The organism is Mesorhizobium oxytropidicola (genome assembly GCF_056174625.1).
On record NZ_CM149692.1, the window covers coordinates 4,686,050 to 4,704,971 of the forward strand.

The 18,922-nt window shown below is 62.4% G+C and carries 13 protein-coding genes and 1 pseudogene; 8 read left to right on the plus strand and 6 right to left on the minus strand.

Annotation, left to right across the window (positions count from 1 at the left end):
- Positions 1–40 precede the first annotated feature (40 nt).
- Positions 41–862: an SDR family oxidoreductase gene (locus AC0V8S_RS23440; RefSeq protein ID WP_475433641.1), complete on the plus strand. Its 822-nt coding sequence runs from the start codon at positions 41–43 to the stop codon at positions 860–862.
- Between the two features lie 93 nt (positions 863–955).
- Positions 956–1,930, plus strand: coding sequence for an alpha/beta hydrolase (locus AC0V8S_RS23445; protein ID WP_475433643.1), 975 nt, complete (start codon positions 956–958; stop codon positions 1,928–1,930).
- 108 nt (positions 1,931–2,038) lie between these two features.
- Here the strand turns inward: AC0V8S_RS23445 and AC0V8S_RS23450 are convergent, their stop codons facing one another.
- Positions 2,039–3,463 (minus strand): DEAD/DEAH box helicase, encoded by a 1,425-nt coding sequence (locus AC0V8S_RS23450; RefSeq protein ID WP_475433644.1) that lies wholly within the window; start codon positions 3,461–3,463, stop codon positions 2,039–2,041.
- A 391-nt stretch (positions 3,464–3,854) separates the two neighbouring features.
- Between AC0V8S_RS23450 and AC0V8S_RS23455 the strand changes: the two genes are divergently transcribed.
- The gene (locus AC0V8S_RS23455) at positions 3,855–5,387 is read left to right on the plus strand and encodes an acyl-CoA carboxylase subunit beta (protein ID WP_095203307.1); all 1,533 of its coding nucleotides are present in this window, start codon (positions 3,855–3,857) and stop codon (positions 5,385–5,387) included.
- Between the two features lie 18 nt (positions 5,388–5,405).
- Here AC0V8S_RS23455 and AC0V8S_RS23460 read toward each other — a convergent pair whose 3' ends face one another.
- Positions 5,406–7,415, minus strand: a complete 2,010-nt coding sequence (locus AC0V8S_RS23460; protein ID WP_475433646.1) for a hypothetical protein — start codon at positions 7,413–7,415, stop codon at positions 5,406–5,408.
- The gene (locus AC0V8S_RS23465; RefSeq protein ID WP_475433648.1) at positions 7,412–8,947 is read right to left on the minus strand and encodes an NAD(P)H-hydrate dehydratase; all 1,536 of its coding nucleotides are present in this window, start codon (positions 8,945–8,947) and stop codon (positions 7,412–7,414) included. The genes AC0V8S_RS23460 and AC0V8S_RS23465 overlap by 4 nt, the downstream gene beginning before the upstream one ends.
- 356 nt (positions 8,948–9,303) lie before the next feature.
- On the opposite strand from AC0V8S_RS23465, the gene AC0V8S_RS23470 reads away from it, so the two are divergent.
- Positions 9,304–9,642: a P-II family nitrogen regulator gene (locus tag AC0V8S_RS23470; protein ID WP_006205430.1), complete on the plus strand. Its 339-nt coding sequence runs from the start codon at positions 9,304–9,306 to the stop codon at positions 9,640–9,642.
- Positions 9,643–9,703: 61 nt separating this feature from the next.
- On the plus strand, positions 9,704–11,113 hold the full coding sequence (glnA, locus tag AC0V8S_RS23475; RefSeq protein ID WP_095203303.1) for a type I glutamate--ammonia ligase: 1,410 nt from the start codon (positions 9,704–9,706) through the stop codon (positions 11,111–11,113).
- A 670-nt stretch (positions 11,114–11,783) separates the two neighbouring features.
- On the opposite strand, the gene AC0V8S_RS23480 is transcribed toward glnA, so the two are convergent.
- Positions 11,784–13,205: an APC family permease gene (locus tag AC0V8S_RS23480; RefSeq protein ID WP_475433656.1), complete on the minus strand. Its 1,422-nt coding sequence runs from the start codon at positions 13,203–13,205 to the stop codon at positions 11,784–11,786.
- A gap of 147 nt (positions 13,206–13,352) precedes the next feature.
- On the opposite strand from AC0V8S_RS23480, the gene AC0V8S_RS23485 reads away from it, so the two are divergent.
- On the plus strand, positions 13,353–13,955 hold the full coding sequence (locus AC0V8S_RS23485; RefSeq protein WP_475433658.1) for a TetR/AcrR family transcriptional regulator: 603 nt from the start codon (positions 13,353–13,355) through the stop codon (positions 13,953–13,955).
- Positions 13,956–13,987: 32 nt separating this feature from the next.
- The gene (locus AC0V8S_RS23490) at positions 13,988–15,154 is read left to right on the plus strand and encodes a DmpA family aminopeptidase (protein WP_475433660.1); all 1,167 of its coding nucleotides are present in this window, start codon (positions 13,988–13,990) and stop codon (positions 15,152–15,154) included.
- A 117-nt stretch (positions 15,155–15,271) separates the two neighbouring features.
- On the opposite strand, the gene AC0V8S_RS23495 is transcribed toward AC0V8S_RS23490, so the two are convergent.
- A complete protein-coding gene (locus tag AC0V8S_RS23495; protein WP_475433661.1) occupies positions 15,272–16,312 on the minus strand; it encodes a glutamine synthetase beta-grasp domain-containing protein in 1,041 nt (346 codons plus the stop codon).
- 315 nt (positions 16,313–16,627) lie between these two features.
- Between AC0V8S_RS23495 and AC0V8S_RS23500 the strand changes: the two genes are divergently transcribed.
- A complete protein-coding gene (locus AC0V8S_RS23500) occupies positions 16,628–16,819 on the plus strand; it encodes a DUF2735 domain-containing protein (RefSeq protein WP_475433663.1) in 192 nt (63 codons plus the stop codon).
- Between the two features lie 75 nt (positions 16,820–16,894).
- On the opposite strand, the pseudogene AC0V8S_RS23505 reads toward AC0V8S_RS23500, so the two are convergent.
- Positions 16,895–18,783 (minus strand): annotated as a pseudogene (locus AC0V8S_RS23505) (MFS transporter).
- Positions 18,784–18,922 lie beyond the last annotated feature (139 nt).

The window sequence follows — 18,922 nt, forward strand, 5'->3', positions numbered from 1 at the left end:
CCGCTAGAGCAGAGCACCAACAAACTCGGCAGGGCGCAGCATGACACTCTATCGGGCCGATCCGAAACACGGCGTCGCCTGGGTCACGGGCGGCAGCAGCGGCATTGGCCGCTCGCTGGCCAGGGATCTGGCGTCGCAGGGCTACGCGGTGGCGGTAACCGCACTCGATGACGACCCGATCGACACGCTCATCGTCGAGACCACGCAGATGCCCGGTAGCGTTACCGCTTTTCCCTGCGATGTCACCGACGAGCCGCGCATGGCAAAAACGGTTGCCGCGATCGAGAAGGAACTCGGCCCGATCGTGCTCGCCGTCTTCAATGCGGGGAACTACATTTCGACGCCTGGAGAGGCTCTCGTCGTCAGCGACTTTCGCAAGTCCTTCGAGGTCAACTATTTCGGCATCATCAACGGGCTGGTGCCGGTCGTGGAGCATATGCGCGTGCGATCGCGCGGCCATGTCGTGCTCGTCGGATCGGTCACCGCCTATTTCGGCTGGCCGACGACGGCCGCCTATGGCGGCACCAAGGCGGCGATCAACATCCTGGCCGAGTCGCTGAAATATGACTTCGACAAGATGAACATCCGCGTCCAGGTGATAAACCCCGGTTTTGTCGACACGCCGCTGACCGAAAAGAACATGCTGCCAATGCCGGGCCTGATGCCGGTCAGCCGGGCGACGCGCCGCATGGTGAAGGCAATCAAATCCGGTGGCTTCGAAGTCACCTTTCCCTACCGCACGAGCTGGCCTCTGAAATTTCTCGCTTTGTTGCCCAGGCCGATCACCCGGTGGGTGATCATCTTGACGACCAGCTGGAAGGCAAGGCCGCTGCATTACGAGCGCAAGCCGCCCAACAAATAGGATGCCCACAGGATTGGTGGTGTGGCTGCCTGGACGGCCGTTGCCTGTTCATGGCCGCCACCATAGGTTTGTTGTTGTTGCGTGGAGTCTGCAATGGGGCGACGGATCGTGCTTGCTGTGCTGGGCCTGATCGCCGTTCTTGCTCTGGCTTTCGTCTTTGGCCCACGCGTTCCCGTCGACACCACGATCCGCTTCGATCCTTCCGTCATCGGTGACGATCCGCAGGCCTATGTGGCAAAGGTGGAAGCCGCCGTGCCCGGTATCCGTGACGGGCTGGAGAAGGAGATCGTCTGGGCCAACCCGATGGTGCATGCCAAGACGCCGCTGTCGATCGTCTACATCCACGGCTTCTCGGCTTCAAAGGGCGAAGTCCGCCCCCTGCCCGACGACGTGGCCGACCAGCTCGACGCCAACCTCTTCTACACCCGCCTCACCGGTCACGGGCAGGACGGCGCGGCGATGGCGCAAGGCAGCATCAACGCCTGGATCAACGATTATGAGGAAGCGCTCGCCATTGGGCGGGCGATCGGCGACAAGGTGATCGTCATCTCAACCTCGACTGGCGGCTCGCTGGCGGCATGGGCGGCAACGCAGCCAGGCGCATCGGACGAGGTGGCGGCCATTGCGTTCATCTCCCCCAATTTTGGCGTGAGGGCGTCCGGTGCCGAACTCCTGACCATGCCATGGGGCAAACAGATCGCCGAACTGGTCATCGGCAAGGAGCGCAGCTTCGCGCCGCGCAACGCGCTGCACCAAAAATTCTGGGCCACCAAATATCCGGTTGCCGCGACGCTGCCGATGCAGGCGCTGACGGAACTCGCCTATGGCGCGCCGGTGGAGAAGGCTAACATCCCTGCCCTGTTCATCTTCTCGGATATGGACAAAGTTGTGCGACCGGACCGCACGCGTGAGATCGCCGGGCGCTGGGGTGGTGCGCATGAACTGGTCCCCATCGAAAGCACTGGCGATCCCGACAATCACGTCATCGCCGGCGACGCGCTGTCGCCGTCGACAACGGCTTTCCTGGCGCAACGGATTGCTGTTTGGGTCGAGGCGGTGGCGAAGTAAGGCTCGGAGACAAAAAGGGCGGCTGAAGCCTCGCTTCAACCGCCCTTTTCTCTATCAGTGTGGCAGCCATCCAAGCGCCAAGGCTTGGCCGACCGTCACGAGGCTTCGTTACGCAGCGCGCGCCGCCGGACGCTTGCCGCCGAAGCGGCGCTTGTTGTTGCCCTTGAAGGCTGGCTTGCCGCCTTCCGGCTTGCGTTCACCGGCAAAGGCCGGCTTGTCGCCGAACCGCTTCTTGCCGAAGCCGTTGCCCTTGTTCTCGCCGCCCGGCCGCCTGCCGTCGCGACGGCCATTGCGGTCGTTGCGATCATTGGCGGGCTCGAAGCGCTCGTTCTTTTCAGCCGGATTGCGCTGCGGATCGGGGCTGCCGAGATGGTCGGCAACGATTGGCAGCTTGGTGCGGATGATGCGCTCGACCTGGCGCAGCTTGCTGTTTTCCGAAGGATCGCAAAGCGTGATCGCGATGCCGTCCATGCCGTTGCGGCCGGTGCGGCCGATGCGGTGGACGTAGCTTTCAGCCTCGTCCGGCAGGTCGAAGTTCACGACATGGCTGATGCCGGGAACGTCGATGCCGCGCGCCGCGATATCGGTCGCGACCAGAATGCGCACCGATCCCTCACGGAAATCATTCAGCGCCTTCTGACGAGCGTTCTGCGACTTGTTGCCGTGAATGACGGCGGCCTTGAAGCCGTCGCGCTCGAGGTCCTTGGTCACCCGGTCGGCGCCATGCTTGGTGCGCGAGAAGATGATGACGGACTTCATCGCCTCGTCGGCGAGCATCGTCGACAGAACCTGGCGCTTCTGCTTGGTGCGGGCAAAGACGACGCCCTGGGAGATTTCGACCGCCGCGGTGCTTTGCGGCGAGACTTCGATGCGGACGGGGTTCTTCAAGAGACCCTTGGCCAGTTCGGCGATCTCGTCCGGCATGGTGGCCGAAAACAGCGCCGTCTGGCGGTCAGGCGCGGTCGCCTTGGCGATACGCTTGACGTCGTTGATGAAGCCCATGTCGAGCATACGGTCGCCCTCGTCCAGCACCAGCCATTTGGTGTCGGAGAGGATGAGGTCGCCTTCGCGCACCAGGTCGGTCAAGCGGCCCGGTGTGGCAATGAGGATGTCGACGCCGGGCGCTACCTTCTTCACCTGGCTGAAGCGCGAGACGCCGCCCAGCACCAGTGCGGTGGAGACATGCTGGCCTTTTGCGAGGATCTTGATGGTGTCTTCGATCTGCACGGCAAGTTCACGCGTCGGCGCCAGGATCAGCGCACGGGCCGTCTTGGCGCGCCGCTTGGTGCCGAGCGCGATGATCTTCGAGAGGATCGGCAGCGCAAAGGCCGCGGTCTTGCCGGAGCCCGTCTGCGCGATGCCGAAAATGTCACGGCCTTCCAGCTGCGGCGGGATGGCCTGCATCTGGATCGGCTTCGGCTCGGTGAAGCCGGCATTGTGGGTGGCCTTGAGCAGCGCACCCGTAATTCCCAGCGCTGCGAAACCGGAGAGTTCCGCGGTGTCGTTGCCGGGCAATGTGTTTTCGTTGGTCAAAATAATCTTCTTTCAAGCGGCCTCTTGGCCGCAAACATCAATGGCGGCAGGGCGCAACCTGCCGTCGAAAAATTTGATATGAAACGACAAGGCGGGCGGACGGTATCGTCCACTCGGCTGCGCTGTCGTGCCCGCAGGCGTCATGCCACGGGGCTTTTTCGCCGCCTTACCGATTTGCCGGAAAGAGGGAAAACAGACGCAACCAGTCTCATTTGTCGAGAAGGCCGGAATCTCCCGGCCCAAGCGCCTATGGGCTGCATATGGCTGAGTTCGCCCCGGAATGCAAGGGGCGTCATGTTGCAGCGCAGCAAAAACCAGCCGAAAGCCGACGCTTGCGCTCTCCGGCAGGCATCATTACCACAAATGCAGCTTCTATTTTGGGGACCGAGCGATGAAGGACGTGCTGAAGGAACTCGAGCGCCGGCGCGAGATCGCCCGCATGGGCGGCGGCCAGGCGCGCATCGATGCCCAGCACAAGAAGGGCAAGCTGACCGCGCGAGAGCGCATCGAGGTGTTTCTCGACGAAGGCTCGTTCGAAGAATTCGACATGTATGTCGAGCATCGCTCGACCGATTTCGGCATGGAGAAGACCAAGATCGCCGGCGATGGCGTCGTCACCGGCTGGGGCACGGTCAATGGCCGCCCGGTCTATCTCTTCGCCAAGGATTTCACCGTGTTCGGCGGCTCGCTGTCTGAAGCCCATGCCGAGAAGGTCATCAAGGTGCAGGAGATGGCGCTGCGCAACCGCGCGCCGATCATCGGCCTCTACGATGCCGGCGGCGCCCGCATCCAGGAAGGCGTGGCAGCGCTTGGCGGCTATGCCGAGATCTTTCAGCGCAACGTGCTGGCCTCCGGCGTCATTCCGCAGATTTCCGTGATCATGGGGCCGTGCGCCGGCGGCGACGTCTATTCGCCTGCCATGACCGACTTCATCTTCATGGTGCGCGACACCTCCTACATGTTCGTCACCGGACCGGATGTGGTGAAGACCGTCACCAACGAGACGGTGACCGCCGAGAGCCTCGGCGGCGCCTCGGTGCATACGACGAAATCCTCCATCGCCGACGGCGCCTACGACAATGACGTCGAGGCGCTGTTGCAGATGCGCCGCCTGGTCGATCTGCTGCCCGCGTCGAATACGTCGGAGCTTCCCGAGATCGAATGCTACCAGTCGGTCACCGACCATGATTTGTCGCTCGACCGGCTGATCCCCGACAACGCCAACAAGCCCTACGACATCAAGGAGTTGATCCTGAAGGTCGCCGATGAAGGCGACTTCTTCGAAATCCAGCAGAGCTTTGCCAAGAACATCGTCACCGGCTTTGGCCGTGTCGAAGGCCGCACGGTCGGCTTCGTCGCCAACCAGCCGATGGTGCTGGCCGGCGTGCTCGATTCCGACGCCAGCCGCAAGGCAGCGCGCTTCGTGCGCTTCTGCGACTGTTTTTCGATCCCGATCGTCACCTTCGTCGATGTGCCGGGCTTCCTGCCGGGCACCGCACAGGAATATGGCGGGCTGATCAAGCACGGCGCCAAGCTCTTGTTCGCCTATGCCGAAGCGACCGTGCCGAAGATCACCGTCATCACCCGAAAAGCCTATGGTGGCGCCTATGATGTCATGGCCTCAAAACATCTGCGCGGCGACATGAACTATGCCTGGCCGACGGCGCAGATCGCGGTCATGGGGGCGAGAGGCGCGGTCGAGATCATCTACCGCAAGGACATTGGCGACGCCGAAAAGATCGCAGCCCATACAAAGACTTACGAGGATCGCTTCCTGTCGCCCTTCGTCGCCGCTGAACGCGGCTATGTCGACGAGGTGATCATGCCGCACTCGACCCGCCGCCGTATTGCGCGCGCGCTGCGCATGCTGCGCAACAAGGACATGCAGAACCCCTGGAAGAAGCACGACAACATACCGCTGTGAGGTGGCCGATGGGGGCCCTCACTCTTCGTCGGCCGCACCGAACCCCGCGTCCATGGTGGCGCTGGTTGGGCTCGCCCAAGGTGTTGCGTGGTTGTCGATGCGCATCTGGAAGATGAAATAGGTCGGCGAGCAGAAGCCGACGCCTTTCACTTTTGAAATGCCCGGCATGTCGGGCGGCATTGACTGGCACATATAATCCTCGCGGCAGAAATGCTCGGCATCGCAGGCCGGCCGGTTGCCGCGATTGACCGCGCCGCCGAGGCACTGGTCGAAATTGTTGGTCGCCACGCAAGTGTCGAATTTCTTGCCGCCAACCAGCCCGCAGATTTCGTTCGGCATTGGCCTACCCTTCTTGAAGGCGGCGAAGTTGCGATCCTTGTCGTCGCAGGCGCGGTAGGCGATGCCGGCCGGCACGCCGATCTTCGGCGGCCGGCAGGTATAGGCGGTCCGCGAAATCCCCGGCGCGAAGGCGGCGAACTGGCCTGATATCGTGTAGCGGTCGTTGAAAGGCTGCGACTGGTTGCTGGCGATCGACCCGGTCAGGCAAGGATGGCCGGAGAACATTTTCGGGCTGTCTTGGCTGTCCTTGGGCAGCAGACACTGGGCCAGGGTGGTGCGCACGCCAGACGCGGTCGCCAGTGGCGTGCAAACCGTGCCACCGCCACATGCCCAACTCGCGCCGAAGCGCTTGGCATCGTCCGGCATCAGGCACGGCATCGCCATTTCCGCCGGCGCGTAGTTGACATCGCCGGTCTCGGTCCAGGTGGCGGGCGGTGCGAAGGACAGCGGCCGGTAGCGGTTCGGCTGCTTGCCGTCTTGCGTTGCGCGCAACCAGGCCTGGCGCCGGGGAATCTCGGCATGGAGATGCGGCGAGATGCCGACCTCGATGCGGTTGAGCGGCGACGTCGTCTTGTCGTCGAGGCCGATGAAGTGGAAGCCGGCGGTGGACCCCGCCTGGTGACAGCCCTGGCAGGCGCCATTGTCCAGCCGCTCGACCAGCGCCTCCGGCGTGCGAACCAGCTTCATCGAGGAATAATCGAGCGATACGAATTCCTTGGGTTGGAATATTTGCGTAAACGGATGATTGGCCTGTCTTGCGCTGCCGAAGGTCGACCACGAGATGACCTTCTTCGCCAGGAATTCGTCCGGGATTTCGTAGACGCCGAGATCGACCGCCGCGACATTGGTGCTGACATAGTCGGCAAGCCGTTTCTTCAGCTCCGCGTCTTGTGAGAGGCGTGCGGTGTCCGGCGTATTCTCCAAGGGCTTCTCGCCGACCTTGGCGCCATCGATGCCAAAGATGCGCATCAGATACGCGGCCTGCCCGCCGAATTCGGTCTCCTGGCCCGAGGGAAAGCGCACCACCTGTGCATTGAGTTCGAGCTGCTTGAAGGTGAACCCGGCCCGCTCCAGCGGCCCGCCGCTCAGCCAGCCGGCATCGACGCTCTCATCGAGTTGCGGCGTCCAGCGCCCGGCAACGCCGACACAGCCGCCATCGGCATCAGCTGTCGCACTGTAGACGGCGTTGAAGTTGAACGGCAGCCGCGAGGCCAGAACCTTGCCGTCCTTCTTGAAACTGTAGGCCAGGCGATAGATGAAACGCACCTCGCCGCAGCTCTTGTCGCCTTCCAAGGCAGCGAAATCACGCCGGTCGAGCCGGTTGACGACGCCGACCAGCCGGAAGCGCGCCGCCTCGCTCTTCAGCCAGCGCATATCCATGATGCGGCCGACATTGCCGTCGGTCACCTCGTAAAGCGTGCGCCCGCCAGCCTTTATCTCGGCCCGCAGCGTGGCGATGTCTGATGCCACGGTATCGACGATCGCATGATAGGCCGGCGCCTTGTCATAAAGCGTTTTCAAATCGTCCGCGCCATCGACGCCGAAAATGCCGGCGAAGCCGAAGCCCCTGGCATCGAGCGCGGCGAGAACAGCGGGATCATCTACGATGGTCACCGGCTGCTCGGCGTGCACGCCGTGTGACGCGAACAGCGCGATGACGGCCGCAACGATGAGCGCGAAACGCTTCATCCAATGACCTTCTGCCGCGCTTCGACCAGTTCGCGCAGCACCGGCACCAGCGCCAGCGGCAGATCCTCGGCGATCAACCCCGGTCCGGACCGGCTGCCGGTCTCCGCATGGATCCACACAGCAGCGCGAGCCGCTTCGAACGCCGGCATGCCTTGCGCCAGCAGCCCGGCGGTAATGCCGGACAGCACGTCGCCCGACCCGGCAGTGGCAAGCCAGGCTGCGCCGTTGGCATTGATGGCCGCCCGGCCATCGGGCGCGGAGATCACCGTATCGGCGCCTTTATAGACGATAACGGCATTGGCACGGGTGGCCGCTGCACGTGCCTTGTCGAGTTTGGACGAGCCATGGTCACCGGCAATGTCAGGAAACAGCCTGGCGAACTCCCCTTCATGCGGTGTCATCACCAGGGCCGGCGCATTCGGCCCGCGCACAGCTTCGAACAAAACGTCCGGCGCCTCGCGAAACGCGGTGATCGCGTCGGCGTCGAACACAAGGCCATCGACCCGTGCCGAAGCACCTTGCGGCTTGCCGGAGGCGAGGAGCGCAAGTCCAAAAGTCCGCGTTCTCTCCCCGACGCCAAAGCCGGGGCCGAGAACGAAGGCCGAAGGCCGGTGTTCGCCGACAAATTCCTCGATGTCCGTGACGTCATCGGTCTTGCGCAGCATGATCGAGGTCAGATGGGCGGCATTGACCTGCATGGCGTTGCCCGGCGACAGCACGGTCACAGCCCCTGCCCCACTTCGGGCGGCGGCAAGCGCCGACAGCCGCGCCGCGCCGGTGGCGCTCGGCCCGCCGGAAAAGACGCCGACATGGCCGCGCTTGTATTTGTGCGCGTCGACAGCCGGCACCGGGAAATCGCGCAGCCAATGCGCCGGCCAGTTCTCGAACGTCCGGGGCTGGAGCGATGCGATGATGTCGTCGCCGATGCCGATATCGGCCAGCACGATCTCGCCGCATCGCTCCCGACCCGGCAGCAACAGATGGCCTGGCTTCTTGCGGGCGAAGGTCACCGTGGTGGTAGCGGTAAATGCCACGCCCAATACTTTGCCGCTGTTGCCAGAAACGCCCGAGGGTAGATCGACCGCGACAACTGGCAAACGCCGATCGGTGGCGATGCCGACCGCCCTGGCGGCATCACCAGACATCGGCTTGGACAGCCCTGCCCCGTAAAGCGCATCGACCACGATCGAGCCGGGCTCGGCTACAAAGCCGGACAGCGGCCGGGGCGCGATCGGGCACTCTGCCGCGGCGAGCGCCGCGTCGCTTTGCGGCCTCGGCGCACCGGACGCCCAGACAGTGGTGGCGACGCCGCTGCCGGCCAGGATGCGGGCGACGACATAGCCGTCGCCGCCATTGTTGCCAGGGCCGCAAAGCACATGAACATGTGTTGCAGAGGGATAACGCCTGAGAATCTCGGCTGCGACCGCTTCGCCGGCGCGGCGCATCAGGCCGATGCCGTCGACTGGGCCGGCGGCAATGGTCAGCCGATCCGCCTCGCCCATCTCGGCCGGAGAAAGAACTTCATCGCTCATGGATTGCCGATCCGCATTCGATCAAGCATTGTCCAGTTTTCCGGCCGAAGCAAACGAAGAGGAGTTCATCATCAGCTGCGGCCATGTCGCCAGGAGGGTATCGAGGCGCAAAGATGCACAATCGATGGGCGATCTGCCTAATTATTATGCGGATGCAAGTGCTGGCACTGTGTAGGCTTCAGCAGCTCATGCCGCATCCGATGTATCGAATGACGCGAATTTGCACCTCGGCGCGACGTGACTTGGAAATCATATGAAACCGCTTCGAATCCAGCTATCTGGCACAGTTCGTGCTTGATGGAGGCGCAAGCGGGGGCTCACAACCCGTTTTTTTGGCAGTGGAGGCCACTTTTTACATGAAAAAGATCGAAGCGATCATCAAGCCATTCAAGCTGGACGAAGTGAAGGAAGCGCTTCAGGAGGCCGGACTGCAAGGCATCACCGTGACCGAGGCCAAGGGCTTCGGACGCCAGAAGGGCCATACCGAACTCTACCGTGGCGCCGAATATGTCGTCGATTTCCTGCCCAAGGTGAAGATCGAAGTTGTCCTCGGCGACGATGCGGTCGAAGGCGCGATAGAAGCCATCCGCAAGGCGGCCCAGACCGGCCGTATCGGCGACGGCAAGATCTTCGTCTCCAATATCGAGGAAGTCGTGCGCATCCGCACCGGCGAAACCGGAATGGACGCCGTCTGACGCGACCATCCTATAAGAAACGTCATCCATCAAAAAACGTCATCAAACAGGGATACATGACATGACGACAGCCAAAGACATCATGAAGCAGATCAAGGACAACGACGTGAAATTCGTCGACCTGCGCTTCACCGACCCGAAGGGCAAGCTGCAGCACGTAACGATGGATGTCGTCGAGGTCGAGGAAGACATGTTTGCCGATGGCGTCATGTTCGACGGCTCCTCGATTGCCGGCTGGAAGGCCATCAACGAGTCCGACATGGTGCTGATGCCCGATCCGGACACGGTCCATATGGACCCGTTCTTCGCCCAGTCGACCATGGTCATCCTGTGCGACATTCTCGATCCGGTTTCGGGCGAATCCTACAACCGCGACCCGCGCGGCACCGCCAAGAAGGCCGAGGCCTACATGAAGGCCGAAGGCATCGGCGACCAGATCTTCGTCGGCCCGGAAGCCGAGTTCTTCGTGTTCGATGACGTCAAGTACAAGGCCGACCCCTACAACACCGGCTTCAAGCTCGATTCCACCGAACTGCCGTCCAACGACGACACCGACTACGAGACCGGCAATCTCGGCCACCGTCCGCGCGTCAAGGGCGGCTATTTCCCGGTGCCGCCGATCGACAGCGCGCAGGACATGCGCTCCGAGATGCTGACCGTGCTCGCCGAAATGGGCGTGCGCGTCGAAAAGCATCACCATGAGGTCGCCGCCGCGCAGCACGAACTCGGCATCAAGTTCGACACGCTGGTGCGCAACGCCGACAAGATGCTGATCTACAAATATGTCGTGCACCAGGTCGCCAACGCCTACGGCAAGACGGCCACCTTCATGCCGAAGCCGATCTTCGGCGACAATGGCTCGGGCATGCACGTCCACCAGTCGATCTGGAAGGGCGGCAAGCCGACCTTCGCCGGCAATGAATATGCCGGCCTGTCGGAAAGCTGCCTGTTCTACATCGGCGGCATCATCAAGCACGCCAAGGCGATCAACGCCTTCACCAACCCGCTGACCAACTCCTACAAGCGTCTGGTGCCGGGCTATGAAGCGCCGGTGCTGCTTGCCTATTCGGCGCGCAACCGGTCGGCCTCCTGCCGCATCCCGTTCGGCTCGTCGCCGAAGGCCAAGCGCGTCGAGGTCCGCTTCCCCGATCCGGGCGCGAACCCCTACCTCGCCTTCGCCGCCATGCTGATGGCCGGCCTCGACGGCATCAAGAACAAGATCCATCCCGGCCAGCCGATGGACAAGGATCTCTACGACCTGCCGCCGAAGGAGCTGAAGAAGATCCCGACCGTCTGCGGTTCGCTGCGTGAAGCCCTGCAGAGCCTCGACAAGGACCGCGGCTTCCTGAAGGCCGGCGGCGTCTTCGACGACGACCAGATCGACAGCTACATCGAGCTGAAGATGGCCGAAGTGATGCGCTTCGAAATGACCCCGCATCCGGTCGAATACGACATGTACTACTCGGTCTGAGAACCTCTGCGGATAGCATCGAAAGGCCCTTGAAGGATCCCCCCTTCAAGGGCTTTTTGCTGTCTCGACCCTTCGCGATGAACCGCATGACCACGCAACAGCGCGGCGAGCTCTTTTGGTTTTAAAGATTGTTGATAGTCGGACTGGCCAGTGACCTGGCAGAAGACGCAAAATGAAGGCTAGCGGGCAACCACTTCAGGCGCAATCAAACGCCAGGAGCGAGCGGCACACTGCCTCAGGCTGCAATGCCCGCTCGTCCGGCGCCCCCGCCAATGCCGTCGTTCAAGAAACCCCGCCCCGTTCGAACAGCATCGCTTTGGCGTAACCCCATAGCCCGTGAATACGCATGCCGCAGCGTGATCTGTCAACGCCGCCGCCGGAGGCACAAATCGCCGATTTCGATGTATGAACAGAGGCTTATAGACAGGATCGTTGGTGTACGGATGAGCCGGAACAGCCTGTTTTCCGGGCTTTTCCAGCGAACTCGGAAACGCACGACACCAGTGGCGCCAACGGTCGTCAGTCAAAAGCCTCCCCTTCCGGTGAATTTGTTCAATCCTTTTCAACCTGACTTTTTTTGGGGGTATTCGCCCCGCCAGGCCATCACGGCCAAAAGAGAACCCCGACCGAAGCCGGGGTTCTTGCAGGGACAAGAGTCGGAGGGTGACGCCTATCCGGCAAGTTCGTCGGGGCCGTGCAGGTTCCAGTCCGTTCGCCTGGCCAGCACCAGCACGTAGTAGATCGCCGCCACGACCATAATCAGCAGCGTCGCGATCAGGCTCGGGCGGCCGAAGGCGGCGTCGAGCAGGTTCTGATAGGCGACATAAACCAGCGCCACGAAGGCAAGAACGGCCGGCACCGGAAACAACGGCATGCGGTAATGTCCGCCAGCCGTGCTGCCATTGCGGCGGCCGGCAAACGCCGCCACGCACAGAAGCGCGTAGATCACCACCAGCGACGTGCCGCTGACCACCAGCAGGAGATTGATGTCGATGAAGCAGGCGACCGCCGCCAGCACCGATACGACGATGGTGGCGATCCAGGGCGACGCGTAGCTGCCATGGACAGAGGCGACGGCGGCGTTGATCGGACCGAACCAGGTCTTGTCGCGGCCGGAGCTGAACAGCAGCCGTGCCGCCTGCAGGATGATGGCGATGACCGCGTTGAAGATGGCGACGGCGATGGCAAGGCTGATCAGCACGGTCAGCGCATGACCGCCCCGCGCCTCGAGGAAGTACTCGATCTTCTGCGGCGCTGCTAGCAGGCCCACCAGATCCGGGGAGCCGAGCAGCACTGCGGTCAGCGGAATGAGCTCGGCGGCGACGGTGATCAACAGCGCCCAGACCACGACCTTGCCGATATTGCGTTTGGCGTCCTGCGTCTCCTCGCCGAAATAGGCCGCCGCGCCGTAGCCATTATAGGCAAAGAGCGAAACGGCGGTGGCCGCAAGGATGATGCCGGCCGAGGCCGGGACCAGCGTGTTGGTACCATCGAGCAATTGCGGCGATGTGAACAGGCTGGAGAGCGGCCGCTCGACATGGGCAAAGCCGAGACCGGTCAGGATCAGCAGCGCCAGCATTTCGATGCCGAGGAAGATGCCGGTGACAAAGGCGTTGAGCTTGATGCGCATGGCCGCGACCGTGCCGGCCAGCGCGATCGTCACCACGCCGACCCATTGCGGGCTGAGGTTGGGAATGAGCACGCCGAGATAGGTGCCGACGCCGAGCGCGATGACGGCGACGATCAGCACGATCGAGACGAACACCAGCACCAGCGTGACAAAGCCCCAGAAGCGGCCAAGCGTGCGGCCGATCATGGTATATTCGCCGCCGGCCATCGGATAGGCCGACGACAGTTCGGCGTAGACGAAGGCCATGAACAGGCCGATGACCGCGGCGATAACGAAACTCAGGAATGAGCCTGTGCCGGCAAGCGCGATGACACCCGGCACGATGATGAACACCGAGGATGCCGGCGTCACGGCTGACAAGACGATCATCAGCGTACCCAGCGCGTTGAGCGCCCGGTCCAGTCCCTTGGCGGTTGGCGCGGCCTTGTCGACCGCCCCTGTTGTTGCTTCGCTTGTAGACATCGTCCTCCCCTTTTTTTAATAAGATAAAAATTATCCTCCGCTGCGGAACCTATCGATGGAGTCAGATATCGTCAATGATTATGCCGCAATGGTGCTTGCACAATTTCACACACCAGTTTTAAACTGAATCAAATTCAGGAAATAGAAATGGGACGACCCAAAACCCAGACCGATCGCCGCCTCACCCTCGTCGCGGCAGCTGAATCGATGATCGCCAGGCGCGGCCTTGCCGGCGTCACGCTGCGCGACGTCGCCAATGAGGCAGGGATGAGTTCGAGCGCCCTGCTCTACTACTATCCCGGCCTCAAGGACCTGCTGGACGATGTGCAGCGCAAGGCTGTCGAGCGGTTCTGCACGATACGCGCGGCGTCGGTCGCCGAGATCGCCGATCCACGGTTGCGGCTGAAAACGATGATCGAAAGCGGGCTGCCGACCGACGCGGACGACCAGCTCTGCCGGCTGCTGCTCGAGCTCGGCGCCTATTCGCGCTCGGATGCGAGCTATGCGGCCCGCCACATCACCTTGTTCGAGCGGCAGGTGTCGATCTATGTCGGCATCCTGGAAGCGGGTGCGGCCATCGGCATCTTCAAACTGCAGGCGACCAGCGAGACGATCGCGCGCAGCCTGGTGGTGCTCGAGGACGGGCTGGGGCTGCATCTCGTCAACGTCGTGCCCGCGGTCGATCAGGCTTCGGCACTGGCAATCCTGACCAGCTATGCCGAGCTTGCGACCGGCTGCAGCCTTCGCTGAGCCGGCTTATTTCAACGGAGCGAAACCCAAGCATGGACCAACTGCCGACGCAGACCACAACGCCAGCCGGCAAAGCACGAGCCCGGGCGCTCGGCATCCCCTTGCAAGGCACGCCCGGTCCCGCCAATGCCATCACCGATGTCGACGGTGTCCTGGTCGGATATTCCACAATCATTCAAGGCGAAGGCAAACTCGACCTCGGACAGGGGCCTGTGCGCACCGGCGTGACGGCTATCCTGCCGTTCGGCCATGCCGGCGTCGGTGTCGCCTGTGCCGCCGGCTACCACTCCTTCAACGGCAATGGCGAGATGACCGGCGCACCGTGGATCGAGGAGGCCGGCAGCATCAGCCTGCCGATCCTGATCACCAACACCCATGCGATCGGCCCCTGCCATCGCGGCGTCATCGACTGGGTGGCGCGCCACAAGCCCGATGTCGCCAACCAGTGGCTGCTGCCGGTGGTGGCCGAAACCTGGGACGGCTATCTCAACGACATTAATGGCTCGCATGTCACGGTCGACCACGCGATGGCCGCGATCGACAACGCAACGAGCGGGCGCATCGAGGAAGGCTCGGTCGGCGGCGGCACGGGCATGAACTGCTATGCCTTCAAGGGTGGCTCCGGCACCGCCTCGCGGATCGTCGACTACGGCCATCGCTCCTACACGGTCGGCGTCTTCCTGCAGGCCAATTTCGGTTCGCGCCATGAACTCACCATCGCCGGCCTACCGCTTGGCGATCAAATGGCAGACGACAACCCGATGGAGGCCTATTTCCAGGGCGGCCCGACGGGCGCCGGCTCCTGCATCGGCATCGTCGCCACCGACGCGCCACTTCTGCCTGGCCAATGCAAGGCGCTGGCCAGGCGCGTACCGCTCGGCCTGGCGCGGACCGGCACCACCGGCTCGCATTTCTCCGGCGACATTTTTCTCGCCTTTTCGACCGCCAACCGCGATGCGCTCAACGGCCGTTTTCCAAAGGGCCCGGCCAGCGAAAAGAGCTACAGCCACATGGATTTCATCCCGTGGGGGCGCATGGACGATTTCTATGCAGCCGTCGTGCAGGCGACCGAGGAGGCGGTACTCAACGCGCTGGTCGCCAACGGCGACATGACCGGCCGCGACGGCAACCGCAGCCCTGCTTTGCCGCATGCGAAGGTGCTGGCGGCGCTGAAGGCGCGCTGGGCAGTCGCCGGCTGACAGCGGCAGACGCACCCGCCCTTCGCGAGCATGAAAAAGCCCTGGCGTTTCCGCCAGGGCTTTTTGTTATCGAGTCCTGCTCGCGGCGTGGACCTTGCGATCCGCGCCGCGAAACAATCAGGCGGCTGCCGAGACCTTCGCGTCGGTCGCAACCTGCGAGATCGTCTTCAGCACCTGCGAAGCGATCTGGTAGGGGTCGCCCTGGGAGTTCGGACGGCGGTCTTCCAGATAGCCCTTGTAGTCGTTCTTGATGAAGGAGTGCGGCACGCGGATCGAGGCGCCACGGTCGGCGACGCCATAGCTGAACTTGTTCCACGGCGCAGTCTCGTGCTTGCCGGTCAGGCGCTTGTCGTTGTCCGGGCCGTAGACGGCGATGTGGTCCATCAGGTTCTTGTCGAACTGCGCCATCAGCGCCTCGAAATAAGCCTTGCCGCCGACTTCGCGCATGAACTTGGTCGAGAAGTTGCAGTGCATGCCCGAGCCGTTCCAGTCGGTATCGCCGAGCGGCTTGCAGTGGAACTCGATGTCGATGCCGTAAGTCTCGGTCAGACGCAGCAGCAGGTAGCGCGCCATCCAGATCTGGTCGGCGGCCTTCTTGGAGCCCTTGCCGAAAATCTGGAATTCCCACTGGCCCTTGGCCACTTCGGCGTTGATGCCTTCATGGTTGATGCCGGCCGCAAGGCACTGGTCGAGATGCTCTTCGACAATCTTGCGCGCGACGTCGCCGACGTTCTTGTAGCCGACGCCGGTGTAGTACGGGCCCTGCGGCGCGGGATAGCCACTCTCCGGGAAGCCGAGCGGACGGCCATCCTTGTAGAAGAAATATTCCTGCTCGAAACCGAACCAGGCGTCCTCGTCGTCGAGGATGGTCGCTCGGCTGTTGGATTCATGCGGGGTGACGCCATCGGGCATCATGACCTCGCACATGACGAGAATGCCGTTGGTGCGGGCCGGATCCGGGTAAAGCGCCACCGGCTTCAACACGCAATCGGAGCTGCGGCCTTCGGCCTGCATGGTCGAGGAGCCGTCGAAGCCCCACAGCGGCAGCTGTTCGAGCGTCGGGAATTCGGCGAATTCCTTGACCTGCGTCTTGCCGCGAAGGTTGGGGACCGGGGTGTAACCATCGAGCCAAATGTACTCGAGCTTATATTTCGTCATTCTAGCCTCTCGTTGCTTGTTCACCGAACACCAAACGGCGTCGACATGCGTCCGCCGTCGGCAGCCGGCGCTGCCGGTCCTTAAAATGCAATTCGTGTGCCACTCCGGCTTCGGCGGGTGCGGCAAAATGGCCGTGATATCGCGTCGAATTTGCTGAGCCGCCTCATCACTGGGTCCACAGCAGTCAAACGCAGATTATGCATAAATATTAGGCAATTACTGATCTTTTCGTAGGCATATTGCCTAAATGAATCGCAAGCCCTATCTTGTGGGAAGCTGAATCGACAAGCTCCTGAAAAAGAAAGGAGACCGCCCATGGAAGTCGTCCAATCCCGTCCGTCGGCAAAAATTCTGACGTTCCCTCTGGCAGCGCGTAACTCTGCCTCAAATTTAGGCGCAAAGGCGAAATTCGCGGCAGAGCTCGCTTCGCTGCGTTACACGCACGCGGATTTTGACGGCTGGTACCACGAAGCGGCGGTCGAGGAAGAAAATCAGCGCAAGAGCTGAACCTTCCGCATCGTTTTCACATGAAAAAGCCCGGCGTGTTTGCTCACGCCGGGCTTTTTCACGCGGATCTGATCGCTACTGCTTGGCGTGCAGATCGGTTCCGAGCGTGTCCTTGACGAAGATCATGCCAATGACCAGCGTGATCGCCGCGATCACCACCGGATACCAAAGGCCATAATAGATATCGCCCTTGTAGGCACTGAGCGCGAACACGGTCGCCGGCAGCAGGCCGCCGAACCAGCCATTGCCGATGTGATAGGGCAACGACATGCCGGTGTAGCGGATGCGGGTCGGGAACATCTCGACCAGGATCGCCGCGATCGGCCCGTAAACCATGGTCACGAAAAGGACCAGGATGAACAGGATGCCGATTGTCATCGGCCAGTTAACCGCCGCAGGATCGGCGAACATGGCGAAGGCGCCGCCGCCCGGAATGTTGTAGACGGTGACCTCGGGCGCGCCCGCTGCCTCGTCAGCGGTCAAGAGCTTGTCCTTGACCGCCTGATCGGTCGGCACGGCTGCCTTTTCGCCGCCGCGGATGGTAGCGGCGTCGAGCTTGAGTTCAGGATTGGCTGCGATGAAGGCATCGAGTTTCTGATCCGCAACCTTGATCGCCGCGCGCTTCAACGGATAGCCGCCGTCCAGCAGCGACATGTTGACGGCCTTGACGAAGGCAGCGTCCTTGGCCTTGGCCTGGTCGCCTGCGGCGACCGCATCGTAGGATGCCACCGTCTCGTTGCCGATCTTGACCGACGCAGCCGTTCCAGCCGCGGCCGTCGACAACACGTCATAGGGCACCGAGTTCTTGGTCAGGAATGACGTCGCGATGTCGCAGGACGTCGTGAACTTCGCCGTGCCGACCGGATTGAACTGGAACTTGCAGTCGCCAGGGGCTGCCGTCACCGTTGCCCGTGTGCTCTGCTGTGCCTTGGCGAGCGCCGGGTTGGCGGCCCAGGTCAATGCCTTGAACAGCGGGAAGGTGCAGACGATGGCCAGCGCAAGGCCAGCCATGATGATCGGCTTGCGGCCGATCTTGTCGGACAGCCAGCCGAACACGACGAAGAAGATCGAGCCAAGCGCCAGCGCGGCGGCGATCATGATGTTGACGGACTGCGCGTCGACCTTCAGCACGTTCTGCAGGAAGAACAGTGCGTAGAACTGGCCATTGTACCAGACCACGGCCTGGCCGGCGGTGAGGCCGAGCAACGCCAACAGTGCGATCTTGGCATTCTTCCACTGACCGAAAGCTTCCGAAAGCGGCGCCTTGGAGCCCTTGCCCTCTTCCTTCATTTTCTGGAAGGTCGGCGATTCCGAAAGCGATAGCCGAATCCAGATCGAAACGGCGAGCAGCACGAAAGAAACGATGAACGGAATGCGCCAGCCCCAATTGGCATAGGTTTCCTTGCTCAGCGAGCCCTGAACGATCAGGATGACGATCAGCGACAGGAACAGGCCGAGCGTCGCCGTCGTCTGGATCCAGGACGTATAGAAGCCGCGGCGGTCATCGGGTGCGTGCTCGGCAACGTAGGTCGCCGCACCACCGTATTCGCCGCCGAGCGCCAGGCCCTGCAGCATGCGCAGGCCGATCAGGATCACCGGAGCGGCGATGCCCAAAGTCGCATAGCCAGGCAGCAGACCGACCAGGAAGGTCGACAGGCCCATGATCGTCATGGTGACGAGGAATGTGTATTTGCGGCCGACAAGATCGCCAATGCGGCCGAACAACAGCGCCCCGAACGGACGGACAAGGAAGCCGGCAGCGAAGGCCAGCAGCGCGAAGATGTTGCGCGTCGCCTCGGGAATGGTCGGGCTGAAAAGGTCGAACCGATGAAGGCCGCCAGTGAGCCGTAGAGATAGAAATCGTACCATTCGAAAACGGTACCGAGCGAGGAAGCGAAGATGACCTTCTTCTCTTCCCGCGTCATGCCGCGGCTGGTTCCGCCGGCGGTCGATGCCATTGCCATTGAGTTGTCCTCCCGTGAGACCCTTGTCCTCGATGCCGCGTGGCAGTGTCCGTGTTCTCCTCCGAGCGCGGACTCACGACAGCCATCACGGAAAAAATGACAGAAAGCGCCCCACGACGGCAGAGCGACGATGGGATTA